This window comes from Streptomyces fildesensis (assembly GCF_016107395.1).
Classification (GTDB): domain Bacteria; phylum Actinomycetota; class Actinomycetes; order Streptomycetales; family Streptomycetaceae; genus Actinacidiphila; species Actinacidiphila fildesensis.
The window spans coordinates 1-17,784 of the sequence record NZ_JAAIKO010000059.1 but is presented as its reverse complement, the minus strand read 5'-3'; the positions used below and the strand labels follow the sequence as shown (position 1 = coordinate 17,784).

Here is a 17,784-nt window from a genome sequence, read left to right as displayed (position 1 = left end):
AGTTCTCCTCAAAGGTGTGCAGGGCGCCGTCAGGCGATGCCGAGTTCGTCCGTGATGAAGGCCAGGACCTCGTCGGTCGTGGCGTCCTGCAGTCGTTCGTTGACGTTCTCGCCGGTGTCGCCGCCCGCGCCGGCGCGCAGGTTCCTGAACCGGGAGAGCAGTTCCTCCAGGCGGGCGGTGACGGCGGCGTGGACACTGTCGTCGAGGGACACCTCCGGCAGATAGCCGTCGAGGCGGTCGAGTTCGGCGAGTACGGCGTCGGCCGGGTCGGTCTGCTCGGGGGCGAACTCGCCGTAGAGCAGCCGGGCGAGCGCCAGCGGGGTCGGGTGGTCGAAGACGGCGGTGGCGGGCAGCCGGACACCGGTGGCGGCGCCGAGCCGGTTGCGGAATTCCACGGCGGTCAGCGAGTCGAAGCCCAGCTCCTTGAAGGAGCGGGTGGCGCCGACCGCCGAGGTGCCGGCGAAGCCGAGCACCGCCGCCGCGTAGGACTGCACCAGGTCGAGCAGCACGGTCTCCCACTCGTCGGTGGGCAGTGCGGCGAGCCGCTTGCGCAGCGCGTCGCCCTGGGCGCCGTCCTCCGCCGCCGACGCGCCCTGCGCGGTGCGCCGGGACGGGCCGCGGACCAGGGAGCGCATCAGCGGCGCCACCGGGCTGTCGCCGGCCTGCGACCGCAGGCCCGCGGTGCTGAGGCCGATCGGGACGAGAGCGGGCTCCGTCCCGCCGACTCCGGCGTCGAACAGGGCCAGGCCCTGCTCGGGGCTGAGCGGCCGGATGCCGGAGCGGGCCAGCCGCGCCAGGTCCGTGCTCGCCAGGTGTCCGGTCATACCGCTCGGCTCGGCCCACAGGCCCCAGGCGAGGGACACGGCGGGCAGCGCCGCGGCCCTGCGGTGGGCGGCGAGGGCGTCGAGGTAGGCGTTGGCCGCCGCGTAGTTGGCCTGGCCCGCGTTGCCGAAGACCCCGGCGGAGGAGGAGAACAGGACGAACGCGTCCAGTTCCGTCCCGGCCGCGACCGTCAGCTCGTGCAGGTGGCGGGCCGCCTCGGCCTTGGGGGCGAGGACCGCGAACAGCTTCTCGGGGGTGAGCTTGCCGAGTGTCGCGTCGTCGAGCACACCGGCCGCGTGGACCACCCCGCGCAGCGGCCGCGCCTCCGGAACGGACGCGAGGAGCGCGGCGACCGCGTCGCGGTCGGCGACGTCGCAGGCGGCGACGGTGACGGTGGCGCCCGCTTCGGAGAGTTCGGCCACGAGTTCGGACGCTCCCGGAGCGCCCAGGCCCCGCCTGCTGGTGAGCAGCAGGTGCCGTACGCCGTGCTCGCCGACCAGGTGCCGGGCGACGAGCGCGCCCAGACCGCCGGTACCGCCGGTGATCAGGACGGTGCCGTCGGACTGCCACGGCGCCAGGGCGTCGGCCCGGGCCTCGGCCCGGACCAGCCGCGGGGCGAGGATCTTCCCGTCGCGCAGCGCGAACTCCGGCTCACCGGTGGCCAGCGCCGCCGCGAGCAGCGTCCGCGAGGGGATGCCGGTACCGATGTCCGCGAGGACGATCCGGCCGGGGCTCTCGGACTGCGCGGAGCGGACCAGGCCGTGGACGGCGGACTGCGCGAGGTCGGCGATGTCCTCGCCGGCCTCGGCGGCGACCGCGCCACGGGTGACGACGACCAGCGTGGTGCCGTCGGTGCGCGGGTCGGCGAGCCACACCTGCAGATCGCCGAGCGCCTGCATGACGGTGTCCTCGGTGCCGCTCTGCCAGTGCACGGGCGTCAGGACGGTACCGATGGAACCGTCCAGCTCATCGGTGCTGAAGATCTCCGGCAGGCCGGGGAAGAGCGGGTCGTCGCCGAACACCGCCCAGTCCGTGGGCGCCGGCGGCTGGTCGCCCGGGGCCGTGACGGCGGTCCACTCGACGCGGAACAGCGAGTCGCGGTGCGGGTCGGAGCCGGCCGAGCTGAGCTGGGCGAGCGCCTCCAGGGGGAGGCGGCGCAGCAGCAGGGAGTCGACGGCGGCGACCGGTGCGCCGGTGGCGTCGGCGACGTTCAGGGTGACGGCGCCGCTGCCGGGCGCCGCCGCGATCCGGACCCGGAGGGCGGAGGCGCCGACGCTGTGCAGCGCGACACCCGACCAGGCGAACGGCAGCCAGGGCCCCTCCCCTTCATCGCTGTCCAAGAATCCGCCGAGCGCGATGGCGTGCAGGGCGGCGTCCAGCAGCGCCGGGTGCAGGGCGTAGTCGGCGGCCGCGGAGACCGCCTCGGTGGGCAGCTCGACCTCGGCGAAGAGTTCGCCGTCGCGCCGCCAGGCCGCCCGCAGTCCGCGGAAGACCGGCCCGTAGTCCAGGCCGACGGCGCCCAGGTCCGCGTACAGGCTCTCCGTCGTCAGCGCCTCGGCGCCGGCCGGCGGCCACTGGGTGAGGTCGGGTCCCGGGGCCGGGGTGTCCGCGGTCAGCAGTCCGCTCGCGTGCCGGGTCCACGGGGTGTCCTCGTCGCTGTCCTCGGGCCGGGAGAAAACCGCGACCGGGCGGTGCCCGTCGGCGGCGGGCTCGTCGACCAGGACCCGCAGCTGCGTCTCGCCGCGCTCCGGCAGGACGAGCGGCGCCTCCAGGGTCAGTTCCGCCAGCGTGCCGCAGTCGGCCTCGTCACCGGCCCGTACGGCGAGCTCCAGCAGCGCCGTCCCGGGGACGAAGACCACCCCGCCGACCGCGTGATCGCCCAGCCAGGGCTGGGACTTGAGGGAGAGCCGGCCGGTGAGCAGATAGCCGTCGCGGTCGGGCAGCGCCACGGCCGCGCCGAGCAGCGGGTGTCCTGCGGGCGTCTGGCCGAGCCCGGCCGGGTCCACGGCCCCGGAGACGGCCTCCAGCCAGTAGCGCTCGCCCTGGAAGGCGTACGTCGGCAGGCCGGTGCGCTCCAGCGTACGGCCGGCGAAGACCGCCGACCAGTCGGGGCGTCCGCCGTGCGCGACCAGCCGCCCGAGGGAGGTCAGGACGCGGCCGGCGCCGCCGTCGTCGCGGCGCAGCGTGCCGGTGACGACGACGTCGTCGGCCCCGGCGGCGGCCACGGTGTCCTGGACGCCGACGGTGAGCACCGGGTGCGGGCTGCACTCGACGAACACCGTGTGGCCGGTGAGCGCGAGCGCCCGTACGGCCGGCTCGAACTTGACGGTGTGTCGCAGGTTGCGGTGCCAGTACGTGGCGTCCATCTCGCTGCCGTCGATCAGCCGGTCCTCCAGCGTGGAGTACAGCGGGACACGTCCCACCTGCGGCCGGACGGGGGCGAGCACGTCCTCCAGCTCCTCGCGCAGCGACTCCACGTGGGAGGAGTGCGAGGCGTAGTCGACGTCGATGCGGCGGGCCCTGATGGTGCGCCGCTCGCAGGTGGCGAGCAGTTCGTCGAGCGCGCCGGGGTCGCCGGAGACGACGGTGGAGGAGGGGCCGTTGTTCGCGGCCACCGAGATCTGGCCGGGCCAGGCGGTCAGCAGCTCCTCGACCTCGGCGGCGGGCAGCGGCAGGGAGACCATGCCGCCGGTGCCGGCGAGACCGACGAGCGCGAGGCTGCGCAGGGTGACGACGCGGGCGGCGTCCTGGAGGGTGAGCGCCCCCGCGACGCACGCGGCGGCGATCTCGCCCTGCGAGTGCCCGACGACGGCGGACGGCCGGATGCCGAGCGACTCCCAGACTGCGGCGAGCGAGACCATGACCGCCCACAGGGCGGGCTGGACCACGTCGACGCGCTCCAGGGACGCGGCGCCCTCGACACCGCGCAGCACGTCCAGCAGCGACCAGTCGGTGAACTCGTCGGCAGCGGCCGCGCAGGCCTCCAGGCGGGCCTTGAACACCGGGGAGGTCTCCAGGAGTTCGGCGGCCATGCCGATCCACTGCGAGCCCTGGCCGGGGAAGACGAAGACCGTCTTGCCGGGGGCGCCCGCGAGGCCCTCCTCGACCCCGGCGGCGGGAACGCCGTCGGCGATGTCCTTGAGGGTCTGGATCAGCGTCGGACCGTCCGCGCCCACGAGCACCGCGCGGTGCTCGAAGGGCGTGCGGGTGGTGGCCAGCGCGTGCCCGATGCTGCCGAGCGCGGTGGCACCGAGCTCGGGCGTGCCCGCCAGGTGGGCGTGCAGCTTGCGGGCCTGGGCGCGCAGCGCGATCTCGCTGCGGCCGGTGAGCAGCCACGGCACGGGCGCGGTGTCGGTGGCGGTGAACGGCGCGAGGGCGTCCGGCTCCTCGATGGCGGCGGCCGGCTCGACCGCCGGCGCCTCCTCCAGGATGACGTGCGCGTTGGTGCCGCTGAACCCGAAGGCGGAGACGCCCGCCCGGCGGGCGCCGGACCCGCCGCGCGGCCACGGCCGCGCCTCGGTGAGCAGCTCCACGTTCCCCGCGGACCAGTCGATGTGCGGGCTGGGCTCGCCGACGTGCAGCGTCGCCGGCAGTTCCTCGTGACCGAGCGCGGTGACCATCTTGATGACGCCCGCGATACCCGCGGCGGCCTGGGTGTGCCCGAGGTTGGACTTGACGGAGCCGAGCCACAGCGGCTGGTCGGCGGGCCGGTCCTGGCCGTAGGTCGCGATGAGCGCCTGCGCCTCGATCGGGTCGCCGAGCCGGGTGCCGGTGCCGTGCGCCTCGACCGCGTCGATGTCGGCGGCGGCCAGTCCCGCGCTCGCCAGCGCCTGCCGGATGACCCGCTGCTGGGAGGGGCCGTTGGGTGCGGTGAGCCCGTTGCTGGCGCCGTCCTGGTTCAGGGCGCTGGCGCGGACCACGGCGAGGATCTCGTGCCCGTTGCGCTGCGCGTCGGAGAGCCGCTCGACGAGGATCATGCCGACGCCCTCGGCCCAGCCGGTGCCGTCCGCCGTGGACGCGAACGCCTTGCAGCGGCCGTCGGCGGCCAGTCCCCGCTGGCGGCTGAAGTCGACGAACGTGTCCGGGGTGGCCATGACGGTGACACCGCCGGCCAGCGCCAGCGTGCACTCGCCGCGCTGCAGGGCCTGGATCGCCAGGTGCAGGGCGACCAGGGACGAGGAGCAGGCCGTGTCGACGGTGATCGCCGGCCCCTCCAGACCGAGCACGTACGAGACACGCCCCGACAGCACCCCGGCGGACGTCCCGGTCCCGAGGAAGCCGTCGACGCCCTCGGGCAGTTCGCCGAGCCGGGTGCCGTAGTCGTGGTAGATCACACCGGCGAAGACACCGGTCGAGCTGCCGCGCAGCGTGGCCGGGTCGATCCCGGCCCGCTCCAGCGCCTCCCACGAGGTCTCCAGCAGCAGCCGCTGCTGCGGGTCCATGGCGAGGGCCTCACGCGGGCTGATGCCGAAGAAGGGGGCGTCGAAGTCGGTGGCGTCGTACAGGAACGCGCCCTGGTCGGTGTACGTGGTGCCGGGGCGTTCGCCCGTGGGGTCGTAGAGCGACTCGATGTCCCAGCCGCGGTCGTCGGGCAGCCCGGCCATCGCGTCGGTGCGGGTGGCGAGCAGCTGCCACAGGTCCTCCGGGGAGCGCACCCCGCCGGGGAACCGGCAGCCCATGCCGACGATCGCGATGGGCTCGTCACCGGAGACCGTCGTGCTCGCCACCGGTCCCGCACCGCTCGCCGCCAGCTCGCCGACGAGCTCGGTGCGCAGGAACGTGGCCAGCACGTCCGGCGCCGGGTAGTCGAAGACGAGGGTGGCGGGCAGCCGCAGACCGGCCGCGGAACCGAGCCGGTTGCGGAACTCCACACCGGTCAGCGAGTCGAACCCGAGGTCCTTGAACGCCCGGGACGGGTCGATGGCCTCGGCGCCGGAGTGGCCGAGAACGGCCGCGACGTTGCTGCGCACCAGGTCGAGCAGGAACTCCTCCTGCTCGGCGAGGGTCATCGCGGCCAGCCGCGGACCGAGCTCCAGCGCGGCCCCGGCGGTGGCGGCACGGGCGGTACGGCGGGCCGGAGCCCGCACCAACGCCCGCAGCAGCGGCGGCACTTCGTCGGGCGCCGCGGTCGCCGGCAGTTCCAGGTGCATCGGGACGAGGGCGTGGGCGGCGAGGCCGACGGCCGTGTCGTACAGCGCCAGTCCCTCGGCGCTGCTGAGCGCCGCCGCCCCGGAGCGCGCCAGCCGCTCGCGGTCGGCCGCCTCCAGGACGTCGGCCATGCCGCCGCCCTCGGATGCCCAGGCGCCCCAGCCCAGCGACAGCGCGGGCAGGCCCGCGCCGCGCCGGTGCGCGGCGAGCGCGTCCAGGTAGGCGTTGGCGGCCGCGTAGTTGCCCTGGCCGGGGTTGCCGAACGTGCCGGCCGCCGAGGAGAACAGCACGAACGCGGCAAGGTCCAGGCCGCGGGTCAGCTCGTGCAGGTGACGGGCGGCGTCGGCCTTCGGGCCGAAGACCCGGTCGACGCGCTCGGGGGTCAGCGACGCGAGGATGCCGTCGTCGAGCAGGCCCGCCGCGTGCAGCACGGCCGTCAGGGGGTGCGCCGCCGGTATCGCGGCGAGCGTGGCGGCCAGCGCCTCACGGTCCGCGGCGTCGCAGGCGGCGAACGTGACGCTCGCGCCCAACTCTTGGAGTTCAGCGGAGAGTTCGGTGGCCCCGGGCGCCTTGAGACCGCGCCGACTGGTGAGCAGCAGGTGGCGTACGCCGTACTCGGTGACCAGGTGGCGGGCCAGCAGCCCGCCGAGCGCGCCGGTGGCGCCGGTGATCAGCACCGTGCCCTCGGGGGCGAGCGGCGCGGGCACCGTCAGGACCAGCTTGCCGGTGTGGCGGGCCTGCCCGATGTGGCGGAACGCCTCGGGCGCCTGCCGTACGTCCCAGGCGGTGACGGGCAGAGGGAGCAGCGCGCCGCTGTTGAAGAGTTCCAGGAGAGCGGCGTACATCTCCTGGATCCGCTCGGGACCCGCGTCCATGACGTCGAACGCCTGGTACGCGACGCCCGGGTGGTCGGCGGCGACCGTGTCCGCGTCCCGGATGTCCGTCTTGCCCATCTCGACGAACCGCCCGCCACGCGGCAGCAGCCGCAGCGACGCGTCCACGAACTCGCGGGCGAGGGAGTCCAGGACGACGTCCATGCCGCGGCCGCCGGTCGCGCCGAGGAAGCTCGGCTCGAAGTCCAGGGTGCGGGAGGACGCGATCCGGTCGTCGGTCAGACCGAGGCCGCGCAGCGTCCCCCACTTGCCGGTGCCGGCCGTGCCGTACACCTCGGCGCCCAGGTGGCGGGCGAGCTGCACCGCGGCGATACCGACACCGCCGGCGGCGGCGTGGATGAGGATCCTCTCGCCGGACTTCAGCCCGGCCAGATCGTTGAGCGCGTAGTACGCCGTCAGGTAGACCACCGGTGCGGCGGCCGCCTCGGCGAAGGTCCAGCCGATCGGCATCGGCGCGACGAGCCGGTGGTCGACGACCGCGAGCGGCCCGAACGCACCCGAGAACAGACCCATCACGCGGTCGCCGGGCGCGAACCCGCTGACGCCGGGGCCGGTCTCCACGACCACACCGGCCGCCTCGAGACCGAGCCGGCCCGCGTCGCCCGGGTACATGCCGAGCACGTTCATCACATCGCGGAAGTTCAGGCCCGCGGCGCGGATCGCGACCCGGATCTGGCCTTCGGCGAGCGGCTCGGCCGCCTCGGGGAAGTCGGCGACGTAGATGCTGTCGAGGGTCCCGCTGGCGGTGAAGTCCAGCCGCCAGGGGGCCGTGTCGGGATGGGCCGGAGGAGTCGTCAGAGTGTCGGCCGGCGAGCTGCGGAGCAGGCGCGCGGTGTGCGCCTGCCCGCCGCGCAGCGCCAGCTGGGGCTCGTCCGCGGCGATCGCGGCGGCAATCGCCGGGACCAGGGCCGCGGCCGACGCCGGAGTGCCGTCGAGGTCCACGAGCACGATCCGGTCCGGGTACTCGGACTGTGCGGACCGCGCCAGGCCCCACACCGCGGCCGCACCGGGGTCGGCGACGGCGTCGCCGGGAGCGGCGGCCAGAGCACCGCTGGTGACGAGCACCAGCCGCGCGCCGGGCAGCTGATCGGCGTCCAGCCACTCCTGGAGCAGCGCCAGAGCACGGTGCACGGTGGTGCTGATGGAAGCGGAACCGGCGGTGGTGAACTGCGCGAGGGTCAGTTCGGCCTCGGCCGTCGCTTCCGTCAGGGTCTCCCCCGCCGCGGTGAGCGCGTCGGCCAGGCCGAACGTGTCGGCGCCGATCAGCGTCCAACTGCCGCCGGGGCTGGCCTCGTCGGCGACCTGGAGCGGAGTCCAGTCGATCCGGAACAGCGACTCGTGGTGGGCGGAGCCGCCGGCGGTCGCCGTCAGCTGATCCACCGCGAGGGCGCGCAGCACGAGCGAGCCCACGGACGCGACCGGTGCTCCGGCGGCGTCGGCCAGCTGGATTGCCACACCGCTGCCGGAGGCCGCGGGCGACACCCTGATCCGCAGCACACTCGCACCGGCCGCGTACAGGGCGACGTCCGACCAGGCGAAGGGGAGCTGCGGCGCGCTGCCGTCCTCGACGAAGTCGCCGAGGCTGATCGCGTGCAGCGTCGCGTCCAGCAGCGCCGGGTGCAGTCCGAACGCCTCGGTGTCCGCGCCGGCGTCCTCGGGCAGCGACACCTCGGCGAAGACGTCGTCCCCGTGCCGCCAGGCGGCCCGCAGACCCTGGAAGAGCGGGCCGTACTCCAGGCCCGACGCCGCCAGGTCGTCGTAGAGGTGACCGGTGTCGATCGCGCTCGCGCCGGCCGGCGGCCACTGCGCGAAGTCGAACTCCGGGTCGGGAGCCAGCACCGACGCCGTCAGCAGGCCGTCGGCGTGGCAGGTCCAGGGAGCGTCGTCGGGCGCGTCCTCGGGCCGCGAGAAGACCGTGACGGGCCGCAGCCCGCCCGCGTCGGCCTCCCCCGCCTGCACGCGCAGCTGAACGGCACCCTGCTCGCCCAGCACCAGCGGCGCCTGGAGCGTCAGCTCCTCGACGGTGCCGCACCCCACCTCGTCGCCCGCCCGCACGGCGATCTCGACGAGAGCGGCTCCCGGGACGATGACCGTGCCGGAGACGGCGTGATCGGCCAGCCAGGGGTGGGTGTTGAGCGAGAGCCGCCCGGTGAACAGCACGCTGTCCGTGTCCGGCAGCGTGATCGCACCGCTGAGGAACGGGTGACCGCCGGAACGCAGCCCCAGCCCGGTCGCGTCACCGGTCGACGCCACCGTGCGCGGCCAGTACTGCCGGTGCTCGAAGGCGTAGGTGGGGAGGTCGACGGGAGTGTGCCCGGCGCCGAAGAAGGCCGGCCAGGAGACGGTGCCGCCGTGGGCATGGAGGCGGACGAGTGCCTCGGTGAGGAGCTGGGCTTCGTTGTGGTCGCGGCGGAGGGCGGGGATGAGGGTGGTGGTGTCGGTGGCGGATTCGGTGGCCATCGCGGTGAGAACGGCGTCCGGGCCGAGCTCCAGGAACTTGGTGACGCCTTGGTCCTGGAGGGTGGTGACGGCGTCGGCGAAGCGGACGGCTTCGCGGACGTGGCGGACCCAGTAGGCGGGGTCGGTGAGTTCTTCGGTGGTGGCGGCCTGGCCGGTGAGCGTCGAGACGATCGGGATGGACGGTGCGGTGTAGGTGAGCCCGGCTGCGATGGTGCCGAACTCTTCGAGCATCGGCTCCACGTGGAGGGAGTGGAAGGCGTGGCTGACGGTGAGGCGCTTGGTCTTGCGACCCGTCGCGTCGAAGTGCGCGATGACGGCAGCGACGGCGTCTTCGTCACCCGAGACGACGATGGAGGTGGGCCCGTTGACGGCCGCGATCCCCACCCTGTCGGTGAGCTGCGGCAGGACTTCGGCCTCGGTGGCCTGGATCGCCGCCATCGCACCACCGGCGGGCAGTTGCTGCATCAGACGGCCACGAGCCGCAACGAGCAGCGCCGCGTCCTCCAGCGACCAGACCCCTGCGACGTGTGCGGCGGCCAGCTCACCGATGGAGTGACCCGCCAGCACCTGCGGCCGGACCCCGAAGGACTCCAGCAGCCGGAAGAGTGCGACCTCCAGGGCGAACAGAGCCGGCTGCGTAAAGCCCGTCTCGTTCAACCGGCCGTCCGCCTCGGCAAACAGAACGTCCTTGAGCGGCAGTTCAAGGTGCGCGTCGAGCGCCGCACACACCGCGTCCAGCGCCTCCGCGAACACCGGGAAGGTGGCGTACAGCTGACGCCCCATCCCCGCCCGCTGACTGCCCTGCCCGGTGAAGAGGAACGCCGTGCGGCCTCCGTGAGCGGAGCCCTGTACGAGGCCGGGGGCATTGCCGCCCTCGGCCAGCGCCGTCAGTCCGGCGATCAGACCGTCGCGGTCGGCGGCGACGACGCCCGCCCGGTGGGAGAACACCGCACGGGTCGTGGCCAGGGAGTATCCGACAGCGGCCGGGTCGAATCCGTGCTCGGCGTCGGCGAGCAGGTGATCCCGCAGGCGGGCGGCCTGGGCCTGGACGGCGTCGGGGGTCTTGCCGGACAGCACCCACGGCACCACCGGCAGGTCGACAGCGGCACCTTCGGCCGCGAGGGCCTCTGCGGGGGCTTCTTCCACGATGACGTGGGCGTTCGTTCCGCTGATGCCGAAGGACGAGATGCCCGCGCGGCGGGTCCGCTCCCCGGCCGGCCACGGCTGCGCCTCCGTCAGCAGCTCGACGTCACCGGCACTCCAGTCGACATGCGAACTGGGAGCGTCAACGCCCAGCGTGCGCGGCAGTTCCTCGTGCCGCATCGCCAGCACCATCTTGATGATGCCAGCAACACCGGCGGCGGCCTGCGTGTGACCGAGGTTCGACTTCACCGAACCCAGCCACAGCGGCCGGCCCTCCGGGCGGTCCTGCCCGTACGTCGCCAGCAGCGCCTGGGCCTCGATCGGGTCGCCGAGCTTGGTGCCGGTGCCGTGCGCCTCGACGGCGTCGACCTGGTCGGCCGAGAGACGGGCGCCGGCCAGGGCCTGCCGGATGACGCGCTGCTGCGAGGGGCCGTTGGGGGCCGTGAGTCCGTTGCTCGCGCCGTCCTGGTTGACGGCGCTGCCGCGCACGAGCGCGAGTACGCGGTGGCCGTTGCGCTTGGCGTCGCTGAGCTTCTCCAGGAGCAGCATGCCGACGCCCTCGCCCCAGCCGGTGCCGTCCGCGGCCTCGGCGAAGGGCTTGCAGCGGCCGTCGGGGGCGAGGCCGCGCTGGCGGCTGAAGTCGACAAAGGTGTCGGGGGTGGCCATGACGGTGACGCCGCCGGCGAGCGCGAGCGAGCACTCGCCGGTGCGCAGCGCCTGAGCCGCCAGGTGCACGGTGACCAGGGACGACGAGCAAGCGGTGTCGACGGTGACGGCCGGGCCCTCCAGCCCGAAGGCGTACGAGACCCGCCCGGAGGCGAGGCTGCCGCCGACGCCCAGGAAGCCTTCGACGTCATCGGCGGCGTGTTCGAGGACATCGCTGTAGTCGCCGTACATGACCCCCGCGAAAACACCGGTCGCGCTGCCGCGCACCGAGGCCGGGTCGATGCCCGCGCGCTCGAACGCCTCCCACGACGACTCCAGCAGCAGCCGGTGCTGCGGGTCCATGGCCACCGCTTCACGCGGGCTGATCCCGAAGAAGCCGGGGTCGAAGTCCGCGGCACGGTCCAGGAAACCGCCATGCCGGGAGTACGTCTTGCCGACCGCGTCCGGGTCGGGGTCGTAGATCCCCTCGACGTCCCAGCCACGGTCCAGGGGGAACGACGACACCCCGTCGCCGCCCGCCGCGAGCAGCGCCCACAGCTCCTCGGGCGACGTGACCCCGCCCGGATACCGGCAGGCCATCCCCACAATCGCGATCGGCTCGTGGCCCGCGCCGGAGAGCTGGCGGTTCTGCTCGCGCAGTCGCTCCGTCTCCTTCAGCGACGCGCGCAGAGCCTCAACGATTCTCTCGTTCGATGCAGACGTTGCAGACACCTGAACCTCACCCATTCGCGTCATCAGAAGTCGGACCCTTCGAGCGCCTTCGAGATGAGGCTCTCGGCATCCATATCGTCGATCGATTCGCTCGCGTCCTCGGCCGTCGGGCCGTCGTCCTCCATCTGGAGGCCCGCGAGGTGCAGCAGTGTGTCCAGCAGTCCGGTCTCCCGGAGCCGGGCCAGTGGGATGGCGAGCAGCGAGGCGCGGACGGTCTCCTCGTACGCGGCGGTCCCCGGATCCGTGGTGGTGTCGGGGGCCGCTTCGCCGAGCAGGAAGTCGGCCAGCTCCCGCGGGGTCGGATAGTCGAAGACGAGCGTCGCCGGGAGCCGCACTCCGGCCGCCGCGCTCAGCTGGTTGCGGAACTCCACCGCGGTGAGCGAGTCGAAGCCGAACTCCTTGAACGGCTTGCCCAGCTCCACCTCCTGTGCCGCGGTGAAGCCGAGAACCGCGACGACCTGGCTGCGGACCAGCTCGACGACCACCGGGAGGCGCTCGTCGGACGGCAGCGCCGCCAGCCGCTGGGCCAGACCGGACGCCCCGGCGCCGGAGTCCCCCGCGGCGGCCGTGCGCCGGACCTTGCCGCGGACCAGGCCGCGGAAGAGACCCGGTACCTCGCCGCCCGCGGAGCGCACCAGCGCGGGCACATCGAGCCCCGCGGGGACCAGCACCGCCCGGTCCGAGACCAGCGAGGCATCCAGCAGGGCCAGGCCCTGCTCCTCGCCCAGGGCCAGGACGCCCCCACGCGCCATCCGTTCCACCTCGGCCCCGGTGAGCTGCGAACCCATCCCGCCGGCTTCCGGCGCCCACAGACCCCAGGCGAGGGAGACCGCAGGAAGACCGTTGGCCCGGCGGTGGGTGGCCAGCGCGTCGAGATAGGCGTTGGCGGCGGCGTAAGCACCCTGCCCCGCACCGCCCAGTACCCCGGCCGCCGACGAGAACAGGACGAACGCGTCCAGGTCCGTCCCGGCCGTCAGCTCGTGCAGGTGGCGCGCCGCCTCGGCCTTCGGGGCGAGTACGGCGGCCAGCCGCTCGGGAGTGAGCGACCCGAGGACACCGTCGTCCACGATGCCGGCCGCGTGGATCACGGCGGTCAACGGGACCTCGTGCAGCAGTTCCGCGAGGGCGTCCCGGTCGGAGACGTCGCAGGCGGCGATGGTGACGGTGGCGCCGGCTTGGGTGAGTTCGGCCGCGAGTTCGGCTGCGCCGGGGGCGTTCTGTCCGCGCCTGCTGGTGAGCAGGAGGTCGCGGACGCCGTGTTCGGCGACCAGGTGGCGGGCGGTGAGCGCGCCCAGACCGCTCGTGCCGCCGGTGATCAGGACGGTGCCGTCCGTACGCCAAGGGGTCACCTCGGCGGACGGCGCCGTACGCACCAGGCGGGGGGCCAGAAAGGCCCCGGCGCGCAGTGCCAGTTCCGATTCGCCGGAGGAGGTGAGGGCGGTGGCCGGTATCTCCTCGACGTCGGTGTCGACGAGAACCAGACGATCCGGGTTCTCGGCCTGTGCCGCCCTGACGAGACCCTGAACGGCGGCCTGTGCGAGGTCGGTGACGTCCTCCCCCGGAAGCGCGGCGACCGCGCCCCGGGTGACGACGACGAGCCTGGCGTCGGAGTCGACGTTGGCCTCGTCGGCCAGCCACTGCTGCAGTCCGGCCAGGACAGTGGAGAGTGTCTCGGCTGCTCCGATCCCGGACGGCGCGCGCAGCAGACCCTCCTCGGGGATCACCTCGGTGGACGCACCGGCACCGGCCGGGTCCGCGACCTGCACCCAGTCCAGCCCGAACAGCGCGTCGCCGTGCCGCGTGACCGGCACCTGCTCGGCGAGCGGCCGCAGCGTCAGCGAACCGACCGACGCGACCGGTGAACCGGCGGCGTCCGCCAGTTGCAGCGTCACATCGCCCGGCCGGTCCGCTGGGGCGATCCGGACGCGCAGCGCCGTGGCACCGGTGGCGAAGAGGGCCACATCGTTCCAGGAGAAGGGAAGTTGGGCGCGCCCGTCGTCCTCGAAGAACCCGCCGAGACCGATGCCGTGCAGTGCCGAGTCGAGCAGTGCCGGGTGGAGCCCGAACCCGCTCGTCTCGGCGCCCTCGGCCAGCGAGACCTCCGTGAAGACCTCGTCCCCGCGCTTCCAGGCGGCCTCCAGCCCCTGGAAGAGCGGCCCGTACTCCAGGCCCAGCAGGGCCAGTTCGTCGTAAAGGCTTTCGACCGCCACGGCATCGGCCCCGGCCGGCGGCCACTGCACCAGATCGAAGCCCGCATCCGTGGCCGTCGAGGAGAGCACGCCTTCCGCGTGCTGCACCCACTGCTCCTCGTCCGAGCCCTCGACGCGCGAGAACACGCTCACCCGCCGTCGGCCGGAACCGTCGTCCGCATGTGTTCTGACCCGCAGTTGGGTCGCCGAAGTGGGAAGGACGACGAGGGGCGCGTAGAGCGTCAGCTCCTCCAACGTGCTGGTGTCCGTGTGGTCGCCGGTGTGGATGACGAGGTCGGCGAGCGCGGCACCGGGGACGATGATCGTGCCGTTGACGGCGTGATCCACGAGCCACGGGTGGGTGTGGAGCGCGAGCCGCCCGGTGAACAGCATTCCTTCCGAGTCCGGCAGCGCTATCGCCGCGCTGAGGAGCGGGTGCGTGGTCTCGCTCTGGCCGAAGCCCGAGGCTTTCCCACTGGGTGCGACGGTGTCGGCGAGCCAGTAGTGCTGGTGCTGGAAGGCGTAGGTGGGGAGATCGACGGGGGTGCGACCGGTGCCGAAGAGGGCCGGCCAGTCGACCGTGACGCCCCGGGTGTGCAGCCGCACCAGCGCCTCGGTGAACAGCTGGGCTTCGTCGTGGTCGCGGCGGAGGGCGGGGATGAGGGTGGTGGTGTCGGTGGCGGATTCGGCGGCCATCGCGGTGAGAACGGCGTCCGGGCCGAGCTCCAGGAAGGTGCTGACGCCCTGGTCCTGGAGGGTGGTGACGGCATCGGCGAAGCGGACGGCTTCGCGGACGTGGCGGACCCAGTAGGCGGGGTCGGTCAGCTCCTCGGTGGTGGCGGCCTGGGCGGTGAGGGTGGAGACGATGGGGATGGACGGTGCGGTGTAGGTGAGCCCTGCGGCGATGGTGCCGAACTCTTCGAGCATCGGCTCCATGTGGAGGGAGTGGAAGGCATGGCTGACGGTGAGGCGCTTGGTCTTCCGTCCGATGCCATCGAAGTGCGCGATCACGGCTGCCACAGCGTCTTCGTCACCGGAGACGACGACGGATGTCGGGCCGTTGACGGCCGCGATCCCCACCTTCTCGGTGAGTGTCGGCAGGACTTCGGCCTCGGTGGCCTGGATCGCCGCCATCGCACCACCGGTGGGAAGTTGTTGCATCAGCCGGCCACGAGCCGCGACCAACAGCGCCGCATCCTCCAGCGACCAGACCCCTGCCACATGGGCTGCCGCGAGCTCGCCGATGGAGTGACCCGCGAGAACCTGCGGCCGGACCCCGAAGGACTCCAGCAGCCGGAAGAGTGCGACCTCCAGGGCGAAGAGAGCCGGCTGCGTAAAGGCCGTCTCGTTCAACCGGCTGTCCGCCTCCGCGAAGAGAACATCCTTCAGCGGCCGTTCAAGGTGCGCATCGAGCGCCGCACACACCGCGTCCAGCGCCTCCGCGAACACCGGGAACGCCGCGTACAGCTCACGCCCCATCCCCGCCCGCTGACTGCCCTGTCCCGTGAACAGGAACGCCGTCCGGTTCGGTCCTGCGAAGCCGCGCACCACGCCTGGTGCGTTCCGTCCTTCCGCGAGGGCCGACAGCGCGGACAGCAGCCCGTCGCGGTCGGCGGCCACGAGGCCACCCCGGTGCGCGAACACCGCACGGGTCGTCGTCAGTGCGGATCCGACCGCCGCCGGGTCCAGGCCGGCATCGGCCAGGACGAGTTCGTGCAGGCGGGCGGCCTGGGCCTGGACGGCGTCCGGCGTCTTGCCGGACAGCACCCATGGCACCACCGGCAGCTCGGCCGAAGTGACAACCTCTGTCACGACCTCTGCGGGGGCCTCCTCCACGATCACGTGGGCGTTCGTCCCGCTGATGCCGAAGGAGGAGACACCCGCACGGCGCGGACGCTCCCGCACCGGCCACGGCTGCGCCTCCGTCAACAGCTCGACGGAACCCGCCGACCAGTCCACGTGCGAACTGGGAGCATCGACGCCCAGTGTGCGCGGCAGCTCCTCGTGCCGCATCGCCAGCACCATCTTGATGATGCCCGCGACACCGGCGGCAGCCTGCGTGTGCCCGAGGTTCGACTTCACCGAACCCAGCCACAGTGGCCGGCCGGCCTCCCGCTCCTGTCCGTAGGTGGCGATGAGCGCCTGTGCCTCGATCGGGTCGCCGAGGGTCGTGCCCGTTCCGTGCGCCTCCACCGCGTCGACCTGGTCGGCCGAGAGGTTGGCGCCGGCCAGGGCCTGGCGGATGACGCGCTGCTGGGACGGGCCGTTGGGGGCCGTCAGTCCGTTGCTCGCGCCGTCCTGGTTGACGGCGCTGCCCCGGACCAGGGCCAGCACGCGGTGGCCGTTGCGCCGCGCGTCGGACAGCCGCTCCAGGAGCAGCATGCCGACGCCCTCGCCCCAGCCCGTACCGTCGGCGGCCTCCGCGAACGGCTTGCAGCGGCCGTCGGGGGCGAGGCCCCGCTGCCGGCTGAAGCCGACGAAGGTCTCCGGGGTGGCCATGACCGTCACACCACCCGCGAGCGCCAGCGAGCACTCGCCGGAGCGCAGGGCCTGACCGGCCAGGTGCACCGTGACCAGGGACGACGAGCAGGCGGTGTCGACCGTGACGGCCGGGCCCTCCAGCCCGAAGGCGTACGCGACGCGACCCGAGGCGACGCTGCCGGAGCTGCCGGTCCCGAGATAGCCCTCCAGGTCGGCGGGATAGCTGTTGAGCCGGATGCCGTAGTCGTTGTACATGACGCCGGCGAACACCCCGGTGGAGCTGCCGCGTACCGTCGCCGGGTCGATGCCCGCGCGCTCGAACGCCTCCCAGGCGGACTCCAACAGGAGCCGGTGCTGGGGGTCGGTGGCCAGGGCCTCACGCGGGCTGATGCCGAAGAACGCCGGGTCGAAGTCCGCGGCCTGTTCCAGGAATCCGCCGTGCCGGGAGTACGTCTTGCCGATCGCGTCCGGGTCCGGGTCGTACAGACCGGCCACGTCCCAGCCCCGGTCGTCCGGGAACGGCGTCACGGCGTCGCCACCGGCGGCGAGCAGCGTCCACAGCTCCTCGGGCGAGGAGACCCCGCCGGGGAACCGGCACGCCATGCCGACGATCGCGATCGGTTCGTCGGCCATCGAGCCGGAACCGGTCACCAACTCGGTCGAGCCGGCCGCCGCTTCCCCTGCCGCGTCCTCGCCCAGCAGCTCCACCAGCAGGAACTCGGCCACGGCGGTCGGCGTCGGGTAGTCGAAGACGAGCGTCGCGGGCAGCCGCACCCCGGCCTCCGCGCCCAGCTGGTTGCGGAACTCGACTCCGGTGAGGGAGTCGACGCCCAGCTCGCTGAACAGGCTGTCGGCCGCGACGTCCTCCGGCCCGCCGAAGCCCAGCACGGTCGCGATCTGCCCACGCACGAGCCCGAGCAGCAGCTCGTGCCGCGCGGCCGGAGCCAGCGCCGTCAGGCGCTCCTCCAGCGACACGGGCCCGGTGCCCGCACCGGCGCCCGCCTGAACGGCCCGGCGGGCGGGAGCCTTGACGAGTCCGCGCAGGATCGCCGGCACCTCGCCGGGAGCGGCGGCCAGGGCCCTGAGGTCGAGCCGGATCGGCACCAGGTGCGCGTGCTCGCTGCGCTGCGCCGCGTCGAAGAGCGCCAGGCCCTCCGTCGCGTCGAGCGCGAGCACGCCCGCACGGGCCATCCGCTCCAGATCCGTCGAGGACAGCCCTGCGCCCATTCCGCCGGTTTCGGGTGCCCATAGGCCCCAGCCGAGGGAGGTGG

The 17,784-nt window shown here is 73.7% G+C and carries 2 protein-coding genes; both read right to left on the bottom strand.

The window, feature by feature from the left end; all coding sequences use genetic code 11:
* Positions 1-29: 29 nt before the first annotated feature.
* Positions 30-11,843, bottom strand: coding sequence for an SDR family NAD(P)-dependent oxidoreductase (locus tag C6N31_RS38720; protein WP_307811589.1), 11,814 nt, complete (start codon positions 11,841-11,843; stop codon positions 30-32).
* Positions 11,844-11,866: 23 nt separating this feature from the next.
* Positions 11,867-17,784, bottom strand: a 5,918-nt coding sequence (locus C6N31_RS38715) for an SDR family NAD(P)-dependent oxidoreductase (RefSeq protein ID WP_198359304.1), incomplete at its 5' end; no start/stop codon positions are given.